Here is a 22,625-nt window from a genome sequence, read left to right as displayed (position 1 = left end):
CAGAATCAGCATCAACAAGTGCATCTGAGTCAGCATCAACAAGTGCATCAGAATCAGCAAGCACATCAGCATCTGAATCAGCATCAACAAGTGCGTCAGAATCAGCATCAACAAGTGCATCTGAGTCAGCATCAACAAGTGCGTCTGAATCAGCATCAACAAGTGCATCAGAATCAGCATCAGCAGACACATTATCTTCTGAAACACCATCAGAATCAGCAGGTAAGTCAAGACAGCAATTGCCAAATACAGGTACAGAAGCTTCTAAGTCATCTGCACTCCTTGGAGCTTTGGCAGCTGTGACTGGTCTAGGTCTGTTTGCGAAACGCCGTAAACGTGATGATGAAGAATAATCGGATTAAAAATACATAGAAAGTATTGTTATTTCGATTTATGAAAAATCCCTTGGATGAAAACTCATCCAGGGGATTTTTTGCATTATTTCGTCGTAAATGTCCACTAATGATCGATAGTTGTATTTGCATTTTTCCTGTACGATTGTAGCCTATGGTAAACAAGACTTTAAGACCTCACTTTACTTGTTGATTAATATCCTTGAAGAAATAAAACTCCATCGGCATGACTTTGAATCGTATATGATTATCCTTCAAATTCGTTAATTGTATGTAAATTTATTAATTTTCAATTCTGGGATAGCCTTGATATTTCTATGTAAGTTACTTTTATTATAAGAGTATTTGTGGTAAGATGTATATAACAAGAGAACACTATATAGTCTCTATATGAAAGTTAAATAACACTAAATTTGTATAAAGTTTTCGTTAGATGACTACTTACTCAGATTGTAGGTGAACTGATAGATATAGTCAATTTAGTTGGAGGGGGAAGTTTTAATTGCTATCTGGAAAATTCTGTTTATTTTCACATAAAAATAAGCAACACCAACGTTATTTTCAATTCTTATCTGATGGTAAGATTAGAGATATTGGTGGAGCAGGTCATGATAATGAGCGGTTTTGGAAATTAGAAGATTACAAACTTAAATTATATTCTAAGTCAGAGCAACTAACAGCAGTTTTTGAGTGTTGCTATGAAGAAGTAGGCCATTCCTACTGGGAAGGTTTACATCAGGAAACGATTCCCTTAGAAATACGAATATACGATTCGCGTTCGGACTTATTTGATTACCTGACAAAATATACTTGTCGTTATTTGATTGATTACGGATCCTTAATGGTAGGGAAGCATACGTATGGCATTCCACAATTAATTGACTATGACCACGGAGGTCAAGTTATAATTGGTGATTATTGTTCTATTGGGCATAATGTTCAATTTATCACTGCAAATCATGATTTAGAGTTGATTACAACTTATCCATTCAAGAGTTTAGAGGTGTTTTACACGGATGAGTCATTGCAGATGACTGATGACCATATTTTGAAAAGTCCAACTCGAGTTGGTAATGATGTTTGGATTGGTAACAATGCTCAAATCATGGCTGGGGTAACTATTGGAGATGGTGCAGTCATAGCAGCAGGGGCTCTAGTGACCAAGGATGTAGAACCATATGCTGTTGTAGGAGGCAATCCAGCCAAAGTGATTCGTTATCGAATCGCAGAGCCTATTTTCCGTGAACAGATGTTAGAAATTGCGTGGTGGAATTGGCCAGAAGACATTATTTCTGAACGATTGGATAAAATCATGAGTAAGGATATATCAGAATTTATAAGAGAATACTTACCAAATGCAGGGAAAGTTAAATGTGATTAATCTGTTATTAGAAATATTAGAATTAATTTAGAGCATATCTTAAAAAATGCCTACTATACTGAAATCGACTTTGTTTTTATATATTGCATCAGAAAAGGAGTATATGATTAAAATGATGGAAAAAATAAGTGTTATTGTTCCTGTTTATATGTCAGAACTATATCTTGAAAAATGCTTGGATAGTATCGTTCAACAAACCTATCAAAATCTTGAAATTATTTTGATTAATGATGGCTCAACAGATGGTTCAGCAGCAATCTGTCAACGTTATCAAAATCAAGATGAACGTGTTAAAGTCTATCATAAAAGAAACGGTGGAGTTTCTTCTAGCCGCAATCGTGCCTTGGAAGTTGTAACTGGGGATTATATCGTTTTTGTAGATAATGATGACTGGTTGGAGTTGGATCATATCCAAAATCTTTATGATTTATTGAAAAAAACAGATGCAGATATTGCAATCGGAAACTTTACTCAATTTTTAGATGATCAAGCTAGTTTTTTGATTCATGTAGGAGTAGATGATTATTTTGAGAAGACTTATACGCCATTTGAATGGTTTTGCCATCAATATGACAGTAAGTATAATTTCAGTCAATGCTTCACAGTTCCGTGGGCGAAGTTATACAAGACAGAGCTGTTTAGAGATATTGTATATCCAACAGATAAAAGTGTAGAGGATGATTACACAACTTATAAAGTTTATCTTCAGGCAAATAAAATTGCTTTTATGAATAAGGCTATTTATATCCATAGGAAACGTTCTACAAGTGTTACAAGGACAGTCAATCTTGCAGATGTATATCCTTTAAAGAGTATTGAAGAACGTATGACTATTCTCCAATTGATTGGAGCTCCTCAGGAGTTATTAGATAGAGAAATTCAAGCTTATAAATGGCGATTATCTATTCATGAAGAAGAAACTCTTAAACATGGAGACGTGGAATCTTATCAACAAATTTTGGTCAAAAAAGCAATTGCAGCTAAATATTTTGAAGGTTAGTCAAACACATTTTATAAATTGATTTTTCTCTATTTTTAGATAGAAAAAGTGGCCTATACTCAAAAATTAGAATGTTATCTAAATTTTGATGTAGGTTGCTTTTTTACGCTTAATTAGATAGCTATTCTAAAATAATAAGATTCTTTACATCAATAGATTCTTAAAAGATGCTTGATATGCGGACAGATGAGTCATTTCTTTGGATGAAGTGAATTAAAAATTTATTTTTAAGATTGATCATTAGAAAATGTGATCACATAACTGCAGTAAGATTGCAAAGCTGAATATTTTAAATTATTTTCCTTTTGTTTTTTGAATAATTATTCAATTTAGAATGTGATTATAATTTAGTATTGTAAGAACGTTATTGTCAATGAAATAAACATATTTTTTAATTTGAAATTCCTTAATAGCTTAAACAATAGCAAAAAAATGTTATAATATTAGGAAAGGAGAATAGCTTCATGACTGAAAAAATTACGGTAATTGTACCAGTTTACAATGTTGAAAATTACCTAAATAAATGTTTGGATAGTTTAATTAACCAAACTTATAAAAATCTTGAAATTATCGTTATCAATGATGGCTCTACAGATAATTCGGGGATAATTTGTCAAGAGTATGCACAAAAAGATAATCGAATTATTTACATTGAAAAAGAAAATGGTGGTCAATCTGAAGCACGAAATATGGGCTTGGATCGAATGACAGGATCTTATGTGACCTTTGTTGATTCAGATGATTGGGTTGAGTCGGATTATGTAGAAACTCTGTACCAAAAAATAACGGAATATCAGGCTGATATTGCAGTTGGAAACTATTGTAAGTTTAATGAGTCTGATTCAAATTTCTATTTTCATATATCTGGAAATTATTTTGAGAAACTTTATGACAATGTGTCTATAGTGGATTGTTTAAATGACTCTAATAAGTTATTTAATTCAGCATTGATAGTTGCTTGGGGGAAAATTTATAGAAAAGAAATTGTTTCTAATTTTCGTTTTCCAGTAGGAGTAGTGACTGAAGATACAATATTTAATTTGAGAGCATTATTAGCTTCTAAAAATATTGTTTATATCAATAAAGCTTCTTATATTTACAGAGTTAGGAGTGGAAGTGTTTCAAATACTTGGGATGAAAAATGGATTAGAGATTACATATATGCTATAGAAGATAGATTGGCATTGTTATCAACATTAGGTTATCCAATGTCAGAACATATACGTGCTTATAAATTTATTTTAAATCATATAACTTCTGAAAGTAATAACAGAGGAATATCAGAATCTCATGTGTTAAATCAGATAAAAGAGAAGAAGATGTTATTAGATTTGCTTCAGACTCAAAATCAGGAATTTAAGAAAGCTATTGTCCTCGCAGCTAACTATGCCTATGCAGAGAAGGTCGTGACGACTATTAAGTCTATCTGTTACCATAATCGCTCGATTCGTTTTTATCTGATTAATAGTGATTTTCCAAATGAATGGATTAAACAATTAAATAATCGCTTAGAAAAGTTTGACTCAGAGATTATCAATTGTCGGGTAACCTCTGAACAAATTTCGCGTTATAAAACAGATATTAGTTACACAGTATTTTTGCGTTATTTTGTATCTGACTTTGTGCAAGAAGATAAGGCTCTCTATTTAGACTGCGACTTGGTCGTAACTAAAAATTTGGATAACTTGTTCGAAACAGATTTGCAAGAATATCCATTAGCAGCTGTTAGAGATTATGGAGGAAGAGTATACTATGGTAGGGAAATGTTCAATGCGGGTGTTTTACTAATCAACAATCGTTTGTGGAAACAAGAAAACATGTCCCAACGTTTGATAGATTTGACAAATGAGTGGCATGATAAGGTAGATCAAGCGGATCAGAGTATTTTAAATATGCTCTTTGAAAATAGATGGATAGAGATGGAATTTGACAATAACCATGTTGTGATTCATAAGCAATTTACAGACTATGAGTTACCAGCAGGTCAAGATTATCCTGGTATTATCCACTATCTCTCACATAGAAAGCCGTGGTTTGATTTAGCTGCGCAGACCTATCGTGATGTTTGGTGGTATTATCATAGTCTTGAATGGACAGAGTTAGGAAAGAATCATCATTTACACCCACTACAAAAATCACATATCTATCCTATCAGAGAACCGTTTACTTGTTTAATTTATACGTCTTCAGATCAGATTGAACAAATTGATACATTGATTCAATCCTTGCCTAATATTCAATTTAAGATTGCGGCTAGAGTGATGGTCAGTGATCGTTTGAAACAATTGTTGGTCTATCCAAATGTAACTGTTTATGCTGGGATTAATTATTTAGTAGAACTGGATCAAGAATTAATTGAGACTAGTCAGGTGCTTTTAGACATTAATCATGGTGAAAAAACAGAGGAAATGTTAGATCAATTTTCAAAAAGGGGAAAATTAATTTTAGCTTTTGAAAATACAAAATATCGTGAAATGGGACAGATAACCTACAAAGTAGAACAAGTTCAAGAAATGATTGAGAAATTAAGAGAAGTGGAAGAAAAATATGGATTTTAAAGATTCTGTAAAGTTATTAGGAGATTTTCATCATATAGAGATTTCCCCCACCAGTACTATTGAATTAGGAACAGATGTTACATTTCGTTCATTTGTAAGTTTAGAAGTAGCTAATAATGCTAAATTAACACTTGGAAATAGAGTTTTCTTTAATGACCATTGTACGATTCGTTGTGGTAAAGAAATTGAAATTGGTAAGGATACCATGTTTGGAGATGGGGTAAGGATTTTTGATCATAATCATAAATACTCAAATTACCATATCGAAAAAATTCAATTTACTGCTGACAAAATAACGATAGGAAACAATTGTTGGATTGGAACTAATGTTGTCATTTTAAAAGGAGTGACGATTGGAGATAATGTCATTATTGGAGCAAATGCCTTAATTTATAAAGATATACCAGCTAATTCTATCGTTACTTCTCAAGAGGATTTGAAAATCATTCCAAGGAAACAACACCAGTTTCATGTTTTCACTTTAACAGCTTCAGACACTTTAGAAAATTTAGACTATCTTGTTCAGAATCTGCCAGAGGTATCTTTTCATATAGCAGCTAAAACAAATATTTCGGATTATCTGGAAAGTTTCAATCGTTATGAGAACGTGAATATATACACAAATGTTCATCATGATGATATTATTGAGGACTTGTTGAAGAAATCAGATATTTATTTAGATATTAACCATTGGGGAGAGGTGGATGGTATTGTTAATAGAGCAATAGAACAGAATAAGCCTGTTTATGCTTTTGAGAATACTAATCATGATTCAAGTGGATTTAGTAAAGTTTTTCGACAAGAAGATGCAGATGGAATGGTGACAGAAATACAAAAAATTTTAGGAGAAAAGTAATTATAGTATGGAAATGAATTAATCAGTATCGCAGATCCAGTCTATAACGTTGAGAATTATTTACGAATGTACTTGGACAGTATTCAGAATCAGACGTATCAAAGTTTGAGGTTTTATTAATCAATGATGGTTCACCAGACAATTCAGTAGATATTTGTAGAGAGTATGTTGCTAAAGATACACGTTTTTGTTATTTTGAAAAGGAAAATGGGGGGATCATCAGCGCGTAATCTAGGAATTGAACCTTCAGAGGGAGCTTATATTACTTTTGTTGATTCGGATGATTGGGTGGATTCCGATTATTTAGAAGTTCTTTATAGTGCCCTTATAGAAGAACAAGCAGATATAGCGATATCTACCTACAAAAAAATTAATATTTCGGATAATTGGTGGTATTTTCATTCCTTTCAGGGTAAATATGTGATAGAAGAGTTTTTACGAACATAGAACTAATTAATGAATTGGTTGATTTGAGATTGGAACGGATTGCGATGGTAGCTTTAAAAGGTTACGATATAAGTCAGTACGTTCAACAACATAAATTTTATCTAGACTATTGGCGTCGAATCGCAAATGAAAAAGGACTAGAAAATAGTATTGAAACAAAGAGGTTAGAGGAGTTAGATTTTTTATTAACAGGGAAAATCTACGAGGAGAAATAAAGTGAAAAAAGCAATCGTTCTTGGAGCAGATAATGGTTATTTAAATAAGCTAGAGACTACAATTAAGTCGGTATGTACGCATAATAAAAATTTAAAATTTTATATTTTTAATGATGATCTTCCGAGCGAATGGTTTCAAGTTATGAATAGGCGGTTAAAAGTAATTGATTCAGAAATTGTCAATGTTAAGATTTCGAATCATCAATTAAAAGGTTATCATCTTCCGATTGCTTATCTCTCTTATGCGGCATTTTTTAGATATTTTATAGCAGATTTTGTAGTTGAAGAAAAAGCCCTGTATTTAGATTCGGATATAGTAGTGACTCACTCGCTGGATGAACTATTCCAGGAAGAATTAGGAGATTATTGGATTGCTGGAGTTCGTGATGTTTTTGTAAAAGGTTACGAAGATTGCTTTAATTCAGGAATGATGTTGATTAATGTTAGTAAATGGAGACGAGAAAATATTTCTGTGAAATTAATTGAACTAACAAATCAACACCATCAAGATGTTTTTGGAGACCAAGGTATTCTCAATATGGTTTTTGGGGAAAACTGGAAAAAATTGGATCGTAAATACAATTTTATGGTTGGTTTAGATAGTTTAATTCATATCGCTGTTGAGACAACTCCAGAAGCACTATCAGCTTGGTATAATTCAGCCCTTCCTGATGGTATTTTGCCTTACATCATCCACTATACAGGAGAGAAACCTTGGTTACATATGAGTCAAAATCGCTATAGAGATATTTGGTGGTTTTATCAAGGCTTGGAATGGTCTGATATTTTGTTACGTAAGGAAAGGGTATTTCAGACCTATCAAGATCTGACAGTTATTCCTAAGGCATACACAGCTGTTTTTACCAATAGTTGTGAACTGGAGCAAGTAGAGTATTTAATGGAAAGCTTACCAGATGTTCATTTTTCTATATTTGCTCATACTTGGGTTGCCTCTAATATTATTGATTTAATGAGATACCCAAATGTAACAGTTTATCATCAGTATAACCGTTTTTCTTATGATAAAGTAATGAAAAAATTGGATTTTTATTTAGATATAAACCATCATGATGAGATTGATGATATTACAAATGTAGTAATGAACATGGGGAAACCAGTATTTTCTTTTTCAAATACAAATCATTGTAAAGAAGGTGCAAAGATATTTTCTCCTACCGAACCAGAAAAAATGGTTCAGGAAATAAGAAAGTATATAGATTAAGAGGAGAATTACATGGAGAAGAAAGTTATCGTTTTAGGTGCAGATAATGGTTATCAAGATAAGCTAGAAACGACAATTAAGTCAATTTGTGCCCATAATCGTGGTTTAAAATTTTATGTTTTTAATGATGATATCTCCTCAGAATGGTTTCAACTAATGTCTAAACGACTGGAACCTTTATTATCTGAAATCGTTAATGTGAAAATAAGTGGTAATAGTTTGAGAGATTACCATCTTCCGTTACCTCATTTAAGCTATGCAACATTTTTTCGTTATTTTATTCCTCAATTTGTAAAAGAGGAAAAGGCTCTTTATTTAGATTCGGATATTATAGTAAGAGGGGATATCGAAGAATTATTTTTGACTGACATGACGGATATTCCTATAAAAGCTGTTCAAGATGAGTTGGTTCCAAGCACATTTAATGCTGGAGTAATGTTAATCAACGTTGAATTATGGAGAACAGAAGGAGTAACAGATAAACTTATTGTATTAACAAATGAATTTCATGATAGTTCTTTTGGTGATCAAGGAATTTTAAACAGATTATTTGAAAACCGTTGGCAGAATTTGAACTCTTCTTATAATTTTATGGTTGGAATGGATACAGTTGCAAGAAATTATCAGATTGAAAATTGGTATATCGATTCATTGAAACTAGAAGAGACTGCTAAAATTATTCATTTTACAGGAGAGAAGCCATGGTATCAAGTGAATTTAAATCGCTTTAGAGAAGAGTGGTGGTTCTATTATTCTTTGGAATGGTCTGATATTGTGATGAGAAAGGCTGATTTTAAGAAGGGATTAAACTCACTCATAGAAGCACCACTCTATCATACAGCTATTTTTACAAATACTTGTCATATAGAGCATCTGGAATACTTGATTAGAGAATTACCGCAGGTTCACTTTTCAATTCTGGCTAATACAGGATTTGCATCTGAAATTGTTGATTTACAACGATATTTAAATGTACAAATACTTCCTTCATTTAATCCGATGAATTTCATAAAGGTATTAGAAAAGATTGATTTCTATTTGGATATTAATCATGAAAATGAAATTGCTAATATTATTGAAGAGGTGTATCAAATTGGAAAACCTATTCTTTCATTTGATAATACTTGCCATAATGTAGAAAAAGCAAGTTTTATCTGTGAATCTAAGAGACCGGAAAAAATGGTAGATACGATTAAAGAATTATTGAATAGTGATAGATACTAAAATATAGGCAGTTAAAGAATTGACACTTACTGGACCTGGAAGATACTTCTAAGAGTTTCAAAGGCGGTCTATTCTAATTAGTTTGGGTTATGATTTAATAAACCATATTTTGATTGACAGAAATCAATTAGATAGTGTTGAAGAAGAACAAAATATGCAACTTACGGAGATTTATAGAAGAATGATGGAAAAATTGTCTTTACTTCCGTAGATACTAATAAAAGATGAGATAATACAATATGAAACTACATTTAACAAATTTATATGGCATGGCTGGCGATAGTACTGTTATTCTAGCTCAAAATGCTGTACAAAAAATAGCCAGTAAACTGGGGTTTAGAGAGGTTGGTATCTATTTTTACAACATTGCTTCAGATAGTCCTTCTGAAATGAATAAGCGTCTGGATGGAATTATGGCCAGTATTTCTATTGGTGATATCTTAGTCTTTCAGTCTCCTACTTGGAATGGCTTTGAGTTTGATCGAGTCTTGTTTGATAAGTTGAAGGATATGCAGGTGAAAATTATTTGCTTTATCCATGATGTTGTTCCCCTCATGTTTGATAGTAACTATTATCTCATGAAAGAATACATGTATATGTATAATCTATCAGATGTTTTGATCGTTCCATCAGAGAGGATGAAAGAACGCCTGATGGAAGAAGGTCTGACAACTAAGAAGGTTCTCGTTCAAGGTATGTGGGATCATCCTCATGATTTATCCTTATACACCCCAGCTTTTAAAAAAGAACTCTTTTTTGCTGGAAGTTTAGAACGTTTTCCAGACTTACAAAATTGGTCTCAAGATACGCCTTTGAGAGTATTTTCAAATAAAGGAGAAGCTAGTTCCAATGCCAGAAATCTCAGCATTGAAGGATGGAAAAAAGACGAGGAACTATTGCTAGAATTATCAAAGGGTGGCTTTGGTCTTGTCTGGGGAACTCATCAAAATGATGGAGAAAGTAACCAATATTATACTCTGAATATATCTCATAAGGTTAGTACTTATCTAACCGCTGGTATCCCAGTCATTGTACCGAGTAGCTTATCAACTGCTAAATTTATAGTAGACCAAGGCTTGGGCTTTGTGGCAGATAGCCTAGAAGAAGTTCATGAGATAGTTGATAAAATGAATCTACAAGAATATCAAGAAATGACGAATCGTATCAAGACATTTAGCTATCTGCTAAAAGAAGGTTATTTCACTAAAAAGTTATTGGTAGATGCAATCTATCACTTAGGAATTGATTAAGAGAACAAGATGATTAAAACAATTGTATTAGCTGGTGATCGTAATTACACCACGCAGTTAGAAACAACTATAAAATCTATTCTATACCACAATTCAGATGTTAAGATTTATATTTTAAATCAAGATATTATGCCAGATTGGTTTCGCAAGCCACGCAAAATAGCTCGCATGTTAGGTAGTGAGATTATCGATGTTAAACTACCTGAACAGACTGTATTTCAGAATTGGAAAAAACAAGCTCACATTAGTTCGATTGCTTATGCTAGATATTTTATCCCAGATTATATACAAGAAGATACGGTTTTGTATTTGGATTGTGATTTAATTATCAATGATAAATTAGACAATCTATTTGAGCAGGATATAAAAGAACGTTATCTCGCAGCGATTAGAGATGCAAATGGTCAAGGTTTTAATACTGGTGTTCTACTAATCAATAATGAAAAATGGCGTCAAGAGAAACTAAAAGAACGACTAATTGAACAGTCTATCCTAACAACAAAGGAAGTTGAAGAAGGTCGTTTTGAACATTTTAATGGAAATCAAACGATTTTCAATCAAGTCTTGCAAGATGATTGGTTAGAGCTAGGTCGAGCTTACAATTTACAAGTAGGGCATGATGTTGTGGCTTTGTATAATAATTGGCAGGAACATCTAACTTTTAATGACAAACCAGTGGTGATTCATTTTACGACCTACAGAAAACCATGGACTACCTTGATAGCCAATCGTTATCGTGATTTATGGTGGGAAATCCATGATTTGGAATGGAGTCAGATTTTACAACACCATATAGGAGAGTTTGAACTTCTACCTCGTCTAGATAGAGAATTTTCGTGTTTAACTTTAACTAACTCTCAAGATTTAGAAGGGATAGGAGAGCTAGTTACAGCTCTACCAGAGATGGTATTTCATATCGCGGCTTGGACGGATATGGGGGATAAGCTGATAAAATTAGCTGTATATGATAATGTGAGATTACATCCACAGATTGTTCCTCCTGTACTGGAAAAACTGAAAAGAAAAGTAGATATTTATCTGGATATCCATCAGGGAGTGGAAGTTGAAAGCATATTGAGAGATGTTCGTAACTTTGGAATTCCTATCTTAAGTTTTTCTAATACACAGCATGGAATGTATGAGCAAATAGTATTTGACAAAGAAAATATCAATTTAATGATAGAAGCTATCAAAGACTATGCTGGTCATTCTCGGTTTTTAAAAGATTATAATCAGGAGAAATTTCATTGCTTAATATTTACTGATACACAAGACATTGAACAATTAGACTATTTAGCTCAATATCTTCCACATGTTATTTTTGATGTCGCAGCCTGGACAGATATGGGGCCTAAGTTATATGAACTACAAAATAACTATCGAAATATTCGTTTACATCCAGCTATAACTATAGAAAAATTAGAACAATTAAAAGTAAGAATGGGATTGTATTTAGATATTAGCTGCAGTCATTCAACACATGATATTGTGAAGTCAGCTCATGAAATGAATAAAATCATTTTCTCTTTTGAGAGTACCCAACATGGCTCTTTTGGACAATATATATACTCTTCAAAAGTACCCGAACGTATGGTGGAAGACATTGAAAATCTTATTTCTGGAACATTCCAAGCAAGAAGACCAGCGATTATGGTTAAGGATATTGATCAAACTCTAGATTATATAATAGAAAACCAATCTTCTATTATTCGTTTTGGAGATGGAGAGATGGATTTAATGTTAGGGAAATCTATTCCTTATCAAGTCTATGATGAGAATCTTGCAAGTCAGTTGAAAGAGATTATTTCTCTTCAAAGTGATGAAAAATTAGTTATCGGATTACCAAATGTATTTGCTGATCGTTCTAATTTTACACCAGCAGCGGAAGCCTTCTGGAAGGGACATTTAGAACATCATTTAAAAGATTATGTAGAATTAGCTAGAGCAGATTGGTATGGGACTACATTTGTATCTAGACCATACATTGATTATATGGATAAATCTCAATCGTTTAGTCAATTTGAAAAATTAAAACAAATTTGGAAGAATGAGGACATTCTGATTGTAGAAGGAGTAACTTCTCGTTCAGGTGTAGGTAATGATTTATTTGATGGAGCAAATTCAATTAAGCGAATTATCTGTCCATCCCATAATGCTTATGCGCGTATAGAAGAGATTCAAGAAGCTGTATTACAGTATGTTGAAAATCGCCTTATTTTATGTATGCTTGGCCCTACAGCTAAAATTTTATCCTATAATCTTTTTAAGAAAGGTTATCGGGTTCTAGATATTGGTCATATTGATTCAGAGTATGAATGGATGAAAATGGGAGTTGAGACAAAGGTTAAATTGCATCACAAGCATACTGCAGAACATAATTTTGATCAAGATATTGAATTTATAGAGGATGAAACATATAATAGTCAAGTGGTTACTGTCTTACCGTAATGAATTACCTTAAACTTAAAGGAGATAAAATGTTACAAGAAAAAAAAGCTGTAGTTTTTGCAGGAGATTATGGGTATATTAGACAAATTGAAACTGCCATGAAGTCTCTTTGTCGCCATAATAGCCACTTAAAGATATATATTTTAAATCAAGATATTCCTCAAGAATGGTTTAATAATTTAAAAATATATTTACAGGAAATGGGTGGTGATTTAATAGATTGTAAGTTAATAGGAGACCAATACCAAATGAATTGGATTAATAAATTACCTCACATTAATCATATGACCTATGCTAGATATTTTATACCAGATTTTGTTGAAGAGGATACGGTTCTTTATTTGGATAGTGATTTATTGGTGACTGGTGACTTGACAAAATTATTTGATATGAATATAGAGAGTTATTATTTAGGAGCTGTCCGTTCATGTTTTAGTATGGGAATAGGATTTAATGCAGGAGTTTTATTGATTAACAATAAAAAATGGAAATCTGAAAATATTCGTCAAAAATTAATCGATTTAACTGAAAAGGAACATGAAAATGTTGCTGAGGGAGATCAGTCAATTTTGAATATGATGTTTTCAGACACCTATATTCAAATAGATGAAACTTATAATTATCAAATTGGTTTTGATAGGGGAGCTGCAGAACAAGGACATGCTTGGATTTTGGAAAAGGAAATTAATCCTCTTCCAAAGGTTTTGCATTACATCTCTAATGATAAACCATGGAATCAATTTTCAGTTGGTCGTCTTCGAGAACAGTGGTGGCATTACTCATTTATGGAATGGACTTATCTAACAGCTCTTTGGAAAGAAAAGGGAGTTGTTTATCCACCCAAGATATATTCTCCAAAATTAACTTGTATGAATTTAACCAATTCCTGGTGTGTTGAGAAAATAGAATTTTTAGTTCAAGCTTTACCAGAAGTACACTTTTATATAGCAGCCCATACCTTTATGGCCAATGAATTAAAGGTGTTGTCTAGATTTCAAAATGTTACTTTATATCCTAATTCATTCCCAATGTTGATAGAGAAAATTCTAAAGAAATCTGATCTTTATTTAGATGTAAACCATGATGATAAATTAATTTATATTTATGATTTAGTTAAGAAATATTCTAAACCTATGCTTGCTTTTGATAATACTCGATATCATCATTTAGGAGAGGATATTTATCAGGGAATATACTCACATGAAAGACCGGAGAATATGGTCAGCGCAATAAAAGAATTTATGGAGAAAAGATTATGCAAAAATCAATCGTTTTAGCTACAGATAATTCCTATTTAGTACAAGCTGAGACAACAATTAAATCTATTTTGGCTCACAATACAGATGTATGTATTTATGTTTTTAATAATGATATAGCTCCCGAATGGTTTAAGTTATTGAATGTTAAGTTAGCAAGTTCAAATTCACAAATTATTAATATTCGTGTGGATAAGAATATGTTTACGAGTTATAAAACAGGTGATACGATTAATTATACAACTTTCTTTCGGTATCTAATTCCAGACTTAGTAACTTCGGATAGGACTCTGTATTTAGATTGTGATTTGCTGGTAACAGGTGATTTATCTGAGTTATTTAATATGGACATGGAAGAAAAACCAGTGGCTGCTGTTGCCAGTCCCTATGCATGGGAAAGTGATCCATATGGTTTCAATGCTGGTGTATTATTGATTGATAATAGGATGTGGCGATCAAATTCCTATATTTCACAACTTTTAAAATTAACAGAAGAAAAGCAAGCTGAAGTTGCGATGGCAGACCAAAGTATCTTAAATATTTTCTTTCAGCATAATTGGAAAGAGATAGATAGTACATATAATAATCTTGTTGGATTAGATTATAATTATCGTGGTTCAGAATTACCCAAATTAGAACATTCGCTTCCTAAGGTTATCCATTTTGCAGGAACTCATAAGCCATGGTATACCTATAGTAGTACTAGACTCAGAGAACTTTGGTGGGCTTATAGAGATTTGGATTGGCTTGAAGTTTTATCAGAATCTCCTAATTTAAATTACTACAAGCGAGTTAATCAGTCAAAAAAACAAATTTTTATTTTAACACTAGCCGCAGAAATAGAGCATATTCACTATCTTATTACCTCGTTATCGGATTGGCACTTTCATTTAGCAGCTCCATGTTTTTGCTCTGAACCATTGACATCTCTTTCGCAGTATAGTAATGTAACGGTATATCAGAATATTTTACATAGCAGAATAGACTGGTTGTTGGATGATTCGACAGTTTATCTAGATATTAATCATTATGTAGAGACGATGGATATTCTTAGTAGAGTGAAGGAGAGAAGTAAAAAGATTTTTACGTTTGACACTACAAGAAAGTCGCAAGATGACAGTCTATACGATGGAATATTTTCTATAAACAACCCTGAACAAATGGTTGAAGCCATAAAAAAATTATCAATGTAGAATTGGATTAAGTATTGGATAACGATATATGGCTGTATAGGTAGTAGAGTTAAATATGAGGGATAATATAATTAGTAATAAAGGAGTATTAAGTGAACAAAATTTACTCATCAATAGCGGTAAAAAAAGGCTTAGCAACCTTGTTTCTGTTATTTATCTATGTATTGGGAAGTCGACTTACTCTTCCTTTTGTTAATTTGAATAGTAGAGATTTTTTAGGTGGATCAACGGCATATTTGGCCTTTTCAACCGCACTTCTAGGAGGAAATCTGAGAAGTTTATCTCTATTTTCGATAGGTCTCTCACCCTGGATGTCATCAATGATTTTATGGCAACTACTTTCCTTTTCTAAGAAATTGAATATTTCTTCGGGTGCAGTAGAAGTTCAAGATAGAAGGAAGATGTATTTAACACTGGTTATTGCTTTGATTCAATCTTTGGCGCTCTCATTAAATCTACCGATTCAAGATTATTATTCACCGCTATTGGTGACTATATTGAATACCTTGTTATTAATAGCAGGAGCCTTTTTTCTCATATGGTTATCAGATTTAAATGCTCGGCTTGGAGTAGGTGGTTCTATAGTTATTTTATTAGCTAGTATTATTTTAAATATTCCACAAGATATTTTAAGTACACTTCAGCTTGTTCGAATTTCAACGGGAATTATACTACTTATTGTGTTGAGTAGCATTGTATTAACCTATATGATGGTACTTATGTATAGAGCGCGTTATCGTATACCAGTTCATAAGATTGGCTTACGTAGTCGATTTAAGAGTTATTCTTATTTTGAAATAATGTTGAATCCTGCCGGTGGGATGCCATTTATGTATGTCATGAGTTTTTTAAGTTTACCGACCTATGTATTTTTACTATTGCAGACCCTTTTTCCTCAGACTTCAGTCTTCTCTGAAATGTCGGCTCAGTATGGAATTGGAAAACCATTATGGATTTACTCATATATTACCATGATTTTTTTATTTAGTATTGCTTTTGCTTTTGTCAATATGAGTGGTGATCAACTATCAGATCGTATGAAGAAATCTGGGGAGTATATATATGGAGTTTATCCAGGTGAGGAAACAAGTCGTTTTATTAATCGATTGATCTTGCGCTTTTCGATTATAGGGGGAACTTTTAATGTGTTGATGGCGGGTACTCCAATGTTATTTGTTTTATCTGATGAAAAGTTGTTGAGGATTGCCATGATTCCAGGTTTATTTATGATGTTTGGTGGTATGATTTTTACAATCAAAGATGAAATGAAGGCTTTGAGACTAAATGAAACCTATAAACCCTTGATTTAGGAGGCTTTTATGTATTATTTTATACCAGCTTGGTATGGTTCAAACCGCCAATGGCACGCTGATTTGACTCCATGGTATTATTCTCACTTTAAGCTTGAATTTGATGATACATTCAATCAAATTAGGCTTTTTCAAAGGCAAGAGATACAATCTCGTTTATTAGTCTTGTCCTATCAGCCACATTTACGTTATTTTTTACATAGACATGGTGTCTTAGAGACAGAAGTCTATTCTATCTTTGATGATATGCAAGACTTGCATGATATACACACCCAGGTTCTTAATCTCAGAGATATAGAGTGGGATAGTGATTGCCAGTTTCTGTATAGTCCATTTGCAATAGTAGTTAACAAAAATGGTAAAAAGTATGCAAAGGTAGAACATGGCGTAGAAGGCTTTATCAGTGATATTCAATATTTTGATAACAATGGTCAGATAAGTAAGCACTACATTATGGATGATCGTGGCTTTGTATCCAGTGTCATTTATTTTGATAATGGGCAGCCTACCTATCAGGACTATTTGAATCCTAAGGGGATTTGGAGATTTAGAGAGTATTTAAACGAGGGAGGCCGAGTAGAGGTAAATCCAATATTTGGCTATCAATTTAAACATCTTCACTACGCTGATATGAGTCAATTGGTTGCAGAGTTTTTTGATAAATATATTCAAAAGAAACAAAAAAAACAGGATATTTTCATTATTCCTTCTCATCCCCATCATGACCAATTTATCTTCAGTTGCCTACCAAGTGAAACTGCTAAAATATTGAGTCTTTTCATTAATCGGAATGCTCAAGCTAGTTTTAAAGACTTAGCTCTATCATTTGATCAGGCAGATATAGTCTTAGTAGATAGAGAAGATAGTTTACAACTCTTGCAGGAACTATATCCTACTCTATCGGATAAATTTCATCATCTTTCTCCTTTTGATACGCGTTTACGACTGGGAAGAAGTCAGACTAGAAAAGAATCGATTATTTATTATCAATTAGATTTTTCTGAAGGAATTGATAGACAAGCCTTATTTCAGGTCTTATCATTCATTGCTGAAACAAAAAATACAGAAGTTATTTTTGGTGCCTTTTCTGCTAGTCAGCAACAAATGGAAGAGGTAGAATCACTTGTCAATGAAATCATTCAGGAACAAATCCATACTGATAGTTTAAAAAAAGGAATAGATTACGGTGAGGCAGAAAATCCTTTAGAAGAAAATCAAGAGCAGGAACTACGTTTTCAATTTGTCAATATGAATGACGAGTTGGATCTGATTAAGACACTAGAGTTTGTTCGCTTGATTGTGGATTTGAATAAACAACCCCACCTCTATACCCAAATAGCAGGTATTAGTGCGGGAATTCCTCAGATTAATCGGGTTGAAACCGTCTATGTGGAACACTTGAAAAATGGTTATTTGATTTCAGATGTGACAGAATTTTCCAAGGCTACACATTACTATACGGATAAACTAAAAGAGTGGAATCAAGCTCTAGTATATTCTATTGATAAAATCAAGGAGCATACTGGACAACGATTCTTAGATAAGTTGCATCACTGGATTGAGGAGGTTACAGATGTCAAAGGATTATAAGATCCTACAGATAGGGATTGATAATTGGGCTCATCATTATGAAATTCCTGAAAACATGGATTGGTATTACTTCTGTCCCAACTCACCGCTAGCCCTTCGTAAAATGATGGAAATGGAAGGGATAACCAGTTTTCATGCTATCTTAATAGAGGATGGACAGTATTTATCTGATTTACTGCCTTTTATTCATCATATTGAGCCTTACACTCTTTTTTATGATCAAGAGTTTAAGACGTCCGATTCGGTTATTTTTGATTTGTTAAAGCAGAGGTGTGCTCAGGCTATAGACTTCTCAGATCCTCAGCAATTAGTCAATGATTTGTCCACTTCTCTCTTTGGTGGAGGTTACGGTGATAAACTATTTCCATCTGGTATCCAAATTCATCCCTCCTTTAAAGGTTCTATTTCTTATCAAGGATTTGAACACGTGACTCTAGAAGGGAATTTTGGAGAGGATTTCCAACAACTAGCTTACTGGTCCTATAATTTTATGGTCGATAAAAACTTACCCATAGAACTATGGTTAGAGTACAAAAAACAAGGAAATTTTGAGTTTAGGTTGGTGATTCGCAAGATATGGAATGGTTCAGTGGATGAATTTTTTGAAGAGGAAGTTTATTCAGAAGCTGATTTAGAAAAATCTATTATTATGAATAGTAAAGATAGTAATTACTTGTTATTTATATCAATTGAGGCATGTGGGAATGGGAAACTCCAGTTAGGGAATCTTCACCAACGTTGGAGCCGAAAACAGTTTGGGAAATTTGTCCTTGGTGGTAACATATTACATGACGAAAATCGAGATGAAATTAATTACTTTTTCCATCCGGGTGATTTTAAGCCACCTTTAGCTGTTTACTTTTCAGGTTTTCGTCCAGCTGAGGGATTTGAAGGATATTTTATGATGAAAAATTTAGGATGTCCATTTCTTCTATTTTCGGATCCTCGTCTTGTGGGTGGAGCCTTTTACTTAGGTAGTGAAGGATTAGAGAATAAGATTAAGGAAACCATTCAATATTATTTGGATTATCTTGGTTTGACATCTAAAGATTTAATTTTATCAGGCTTATCAATGGGAACTTTTCCATCGCTCTACTATGGAGCCACTTTTGAACCGCGTGCAGTTATTGTCGGGAAGCCACTAGCTAACATTGGAACTATTGCAAGACGAGGGCGTTTAGAGGCACCAGGAGTATTTAATACAGGATTTGATGTACTGAGACATCAGACGGGCGGAGTTAGTCCCCAGCATATGGAAGATCTGGATCAAACTTTTTGGAATGCTTTTAAAAAGGCTGATTTCACCCAGACAATTTTTGGTTTGTCCTATATGAAGGATGAAGATATGGACAGCAAAGCCTACGATCAGTTAGTAGAACATCTTTGCCATACAGGGGCTAAGATTTTGTCTAAAGGTACAGATGGACGACATAATGATGATACAGATACCAATGTTGCTTGGTTTCTACATTTTTACCGTATGATTTTGAAATCAGATTTTGGAAGGTTGGACAAATGATTATCAATCAGAGAACAGACATTAAGTGGGGAGAAGTAGGGGGGACATTTATGTATGGTAGTAAGGTAACCTATTATGAAGACAAACATATTAGTCTATATAATCCCTTAGTGACATCAGGAGAAATTTTAAAAACATGGTTTTCTGATGTCAATTACCAGGCTGCTCGTACTCAGCCTAGCCTCCCTTTGTTAAAAAGAAATCACGATTATCAATTATGCATGAATTTTGAATGCCAACCTACAAATGGAGTTTATACAAAGATTGCCTTTTTTGATAGATACGGAGATGTGATTGAAGAGAAAATTGAAAAAATGAAAGTCTTTGATTTTACTTATCCTGATGATACCTATACCTACCAAGTTTCCCTTCTAAGTGCTGGTTTTGAGTCCTTGGATTTCTATTCTTTTTCTATTAAGGAGATGAATCGTGTTTAAAGGTTTATATCAAGATTTCCAACTTCGTAAAGTCAAAAGAATTTTAAAGAAGATTAATGCCCTTAAAGGAACGATGAAGTCTTTATCAGACCAAGAACTAGCGGCAAAAACAGTGGAGTTTCGTCAACGTCTTGCTGAGGGTGAAACTCTTGACGACCTATTGGTAGAAGCGTTTGCAGTTGTTCGTGAAGCGGATAAACGTGTATTGGGCATGTTTCCCTATGATGTCCAAGTCATGGGAGGAATTGTTATCCATCAGGGAAATGTCGCTGAGATGAATACAGGTGAGGGAAAAACCTTGACAGCTACTATGCCTGTTTATCTCAATGCCCTGACAGGAAAAGGAACCATGCTGATTACCACCAATGACTATCTAGCTAAACGCGATGCCGAGGAGATGGGACAAGTTTACCGCTTTTTAGGCTTGACAATTGGGATACCTTTTACAGATGATCCAAAAGAGGAATTGACGTCAGAAGAGAAAAAAAGAATTTATGCATCAGACATCATCTATACAACTAATAGCAATTTAGGTTTTGATTATTTAAATGATAATCTGGCCTCAAATGAGGAAGGAAAATTTTTGCATCCTTTTGATTATGTCATTATTGATGAGATTGATGATATCTTACTAGATAGCGCTCAGACTCCACTGATCATTGCAGGGGCCCCTCGGGTTCAGTCTAATCATTATGGTATTATTGATACGCTGGTTACAACTTTGGTCGAAGGAGAGGACTATATCTTTAAAGAGGAAAAGGATGAGGTTTGGCTCACTACCAAGGGGGCTAAGGCTGCTGAAAGCTTCTTAGGCATAGATCATTTTTACAAGGAAGAACATGCTGTTTTTGCTCGCCATTTAGTGTATGCGATTCGAGCCCATAAACTCTTTACAAAAGACAAAGACTATGTCATTCGAGGGGATGAAATGGTACTAGTAGATAAGGGAACAGGGCGTCTAATGGAGATGACCAAACTACAGGGAGGCCTCCATCAGGCCATTGAAGCTAAGGAACATGTCAAATTATCTCCAGAAACGAGGGCCATGGCTTCCATCACTTATCAGAGTCTTTTTAAAATGTTTAATAAGATATCTGGTATGACAGGGACAGGTAAGGTCGCGGAAAAAGAGTTTATTGAAACCTACAATATGTCTGTAGTGCGCATTCCAGCCAATCGTCCTAGACAACGGATTGACTATCCAGATAATCTCTATATCACTTTACCTGAAAAAGTGTATGCATCCTTGGAGTACATCAAGGAATACCATGCTAAGGGAAATCCCTTACTCGTTTTTGTAGGTTCAGTTGAAATGTCTCAGCTTTATTCATCACTCTTGCTCCGTGAAGGGATTGCACATAACGTTCTCAATGCCAATAATGCGGCGCGTGAGGCCCAAATCATCGCAGAATCAGGTCAGATGGGAGCTGTAACAGTGGCAACCTCTATGGCAGGACGTGGGACAGATATCAAGCTTGGTAAAGGAGTTGCAGAACTTGGTGGCTTGATTGTTATTGGGACTGAGAGGATGGAAAGTCAGCGGATTGACTTGCAAATTCGTGGACGCTCTGGTCGTCAGGGAGATCCTGGGATGAGTAAGTTCTTTGTATCCTTAGAGGACGATGTTATTAAGAAATTTGGTCCTTCTTGGGTTCATAAAAAATATAAAGATTATCAGGTTCAAGATATGACTCAACCAGAAGTATTGAAAGGTCGTAAATACCGAAGGCTAGTCGAAAAGGCTCAGCATGCTAGTGATAGTGCTGGACGTTCGGCACGTCGTCAGACTCTAGAATATGCTGAAAGTATGAATATTCAACGGGATATGATTTACAAGGAGCGTAATCGTCTAATAGATGGTTCTCGTGACTTAGAGGATGTTGTGGAAGAAATAATTGCTAGTTACATAGATCAAGTGACTTCTTCAGAATATGAAAGCCGAGAGTTACTCTTCCACTTTATTGTGACCAATATTAGTTTTCATATTAAAGAGGTTCCAGATTATATAGATGTAACTGATAAAACTGCAGTTCGTAGTTTTATGAAGCAGGTGATTGATAAAGAACTTTCTGAAAAGAAAGAATTGCTCGATCAACATGGTTTATATGAACAGTTTTTACGACTTTCTATGCTCAAGGCTATTGATGACAACTGGGTAGAGCAGGTAGACTATCTACAACAGTTAACTATGGCAATCGGTGGACAACCAGCTGCTCAGAAAAATCCTATTGTAGAATACTATCAAGAAGCTTATGCGGGCTTTGAAGCTATGAAAGAACAAATCCGTGCGGATATGGTGCGTAATCTCCTGATGGGCTTAGTTGAAGTCACTCCTAAGGGTGAGATTATGACTCATTTCCCATAAA

16 protein-coding genes and 1 pseudogene are annotated in these 22,625 nt (G+C 33.8%); all 17 read left to right on the top strand.

Annotation, left to right across the window (positions count from 1 at the left end):
* A partial coding sequence (locus HT718_RS08170) for an LPXTG cell wall anchor domain-containing protein (RefSeq protein WP_173268143.1) occupies positions 1–353 on the top strand: 353 nt, incomplete at its 5' end.
* 502 nt (positions 354–855) lie between these two features.
* Positions 856–1,734, top strand: a complete 879-nt coding sequence (locus HT718_RS09755; protein ID WP_173268142.1) for a CatB-related O-acetyltransferase — start codon at positions 856–858, stop codon at positions 1,732–1,734.
* Positions 1,735–1,849: 115 nt separating this feature from the next.
* Positions 1,850–2,734, top strand: a complete 885-nt coding sequence (locus HT718_RS08160) for a glycosyltransferase family 2 protein (protein WP_173268145.1) — start codon at positions 1,850–1,852, stop codon at positions 2,732–2,734.
* A gap of 464 nt (positions 2,735–3,198) precedes the next feature.
* A complete protein-coding gene (locus HT718_RS08155; RefSeq protein WP_173268141.1) occupies positions 3,199–5,292 on the top strand; it encodes a glycosyltransferase in 2,094 nt (697 codons plus the stop codon).
* Positions 5,282–6,148, top strand: coding sequence for a DapH/DapD/GlmU-related protein (locus tag HT718_RS08150; RefSeq protein ID WP_173268140.1), 867 nt, complete (start codon positions 5,282–5,284; stop codon positions 6,146–6,148). Before HT718_RS08155 ends, HT718_RS08150 begins: the two co-directional genes overlap by 11 nt.
* A 66-nt stretch (positions 6,149–6,214) precedes the next feature.
* Positions 6,215–6,502, top strand: a pseudogene (locus tag HT718_RS08145) (glycosyltransferase family 2 protein); the annotation flags it as partial.
* Positions 6,503–6,811: 309 nt separating this feature from the next.
* On the top strand, positions 6,812–8,032 hold the full coding sequence (locus HT718_RS08140; RefSeq protein ID WP_061088358.1) for a glycosyltransferase family 8 protein: 1,221 nt from the start codon (positions 6,812–6,814) through the stop codon (positions 8,030–8,032).
* A 12-nt stretch (positions 8,033–8,044) separates the two neighbouring features.
* Positions 8,045–9,256: a glycosyltransferase family 8 protein gene (locus HT718_RS08135; RefSeq protein ID WP_061088357.1), complete on the top strand. Its 1,212-nt coding sequence runs from the start codon at positions 8,045–8,047 to the stop codon at positions 9,254–9,256.
* A 239-nt stretch (positions 9,257–9,495) separates the two neighbouring features.
* A complete protein-coding gene (locus tag HT718_RS08130; protein WP_061088356.1) occupies positions 9,496–10,506 on the top strand; it encodes a sugar transferase in 1,011 nt (336 codons plus the stop codon).
* Between the two features lie 9 nt (positions 10,507–10,515).
* Entirely contained in the window at positions 10,516–12,954 is a 2,439-nt protein-coding gene (locus tag HT718_RS08125; RefSeq protein WP_061088355.1) for an SP_1767 family glycosyltransferase, read from the top strand.
* A 29-nt stretch (positions 12,955–12,983) separates the two neighbouring features.
* Positions 12,984–14,231, top strand: a complete 1,248-nt coding sequence (locus HT718_RS08120; RefSeq protein ID WP_061088354.1) for a glycosyltransferase family 8 protein — start codon at positions 12,984–12,986, stop codon at positions 14,229–14,231.
* On the top strand, positions 14,210–15,403 hold the full coding sequence (locus tag HT718_RS08115) for a glycosyltransferase (protein WP_061088353.1): 1,194 nt from the start codon (positions 14,210–14,212) through the stop codon (positions 15,401–15,403). The genes HT718_RS08120 and HT718_RS08115 overlap by 22 nt, the downstream gene beginning before the upstream one ends.
* Before the next feature lie 92 nt (positions 15,404–15,495).
* Positions 15,496–16,713 carry an accessory Sec system protein translocase subunit SecY2 gene (gene secY2 / locus HT718_RS08110; protein WP_061088352.1) on the top strand — a complete coding sequence of 406 codons (1,218 nt, stop codon included), beginning with the start codon at positions 15,496–15,498 and terminating at the stop codon, positions 16,711–16,713.
* Positions 16,714–16,722: 9 nt separating this feature from the next.
* Positions 16,723–18,303, top strand: coding sequence for an accessory Sec system protein Asp1 (gene asp1, locus HT718_RS08105; protein ID WP_173268139.1), 1,581 nt, complete (start codon positions 16,723–16,725; stop codon positions 18,301–18,303).
* Entirely contained in the window at positions 18,287–19,822 is a 1,536-nt protein-coding gene (asp2, locus tag HT718_RS08100) for an accessory Sec system protein Asp2 (protein ID WP_173268138.1), read from the top strand. The genes asp1 and asp2 overlap by 17 nt, the downstream gene beginning before the upstream one ends.
* Entirely contained in the window at positions 19,819–20,259 is a 441-nt protein-coding gene (gene asp3 / locus HT718_RS08095; protein ID WP_061088349.1) for an accessory Sec system protein Asp3, read from the top strand. The genes asp2 and asp3 overlap by 4 nt, the downstream gene beginning before the upstream one ends.
* Positions 20,252–22,624, top strand: coding sequence for an accessory Sec system translocase SecA2 (secA2, locus tag HT718_RS08090; RefSeq protein ID WP_173268137.1), 2,373 nt, complete (start codon positions 20,252–20,254; stop codon positions 22,622–22,624). Before asp3 ends, secA2 begins: the two co-directional genes overlap by 8 nt.
* Position 22,625: the final 1 nt, after the last annotated feature.

The organism is Streptococcus sp. 714 (assembly GCF_013277115.1).
Taxonomy (GTDB): domain Bacteria; phylum Bacillota; class Bacilli; order Lactobacillales; family Streptococcaceae; genus Streptococcus.
This window is presented reverse-complemented; position numbering and strand designations above follow the sequence as displayed.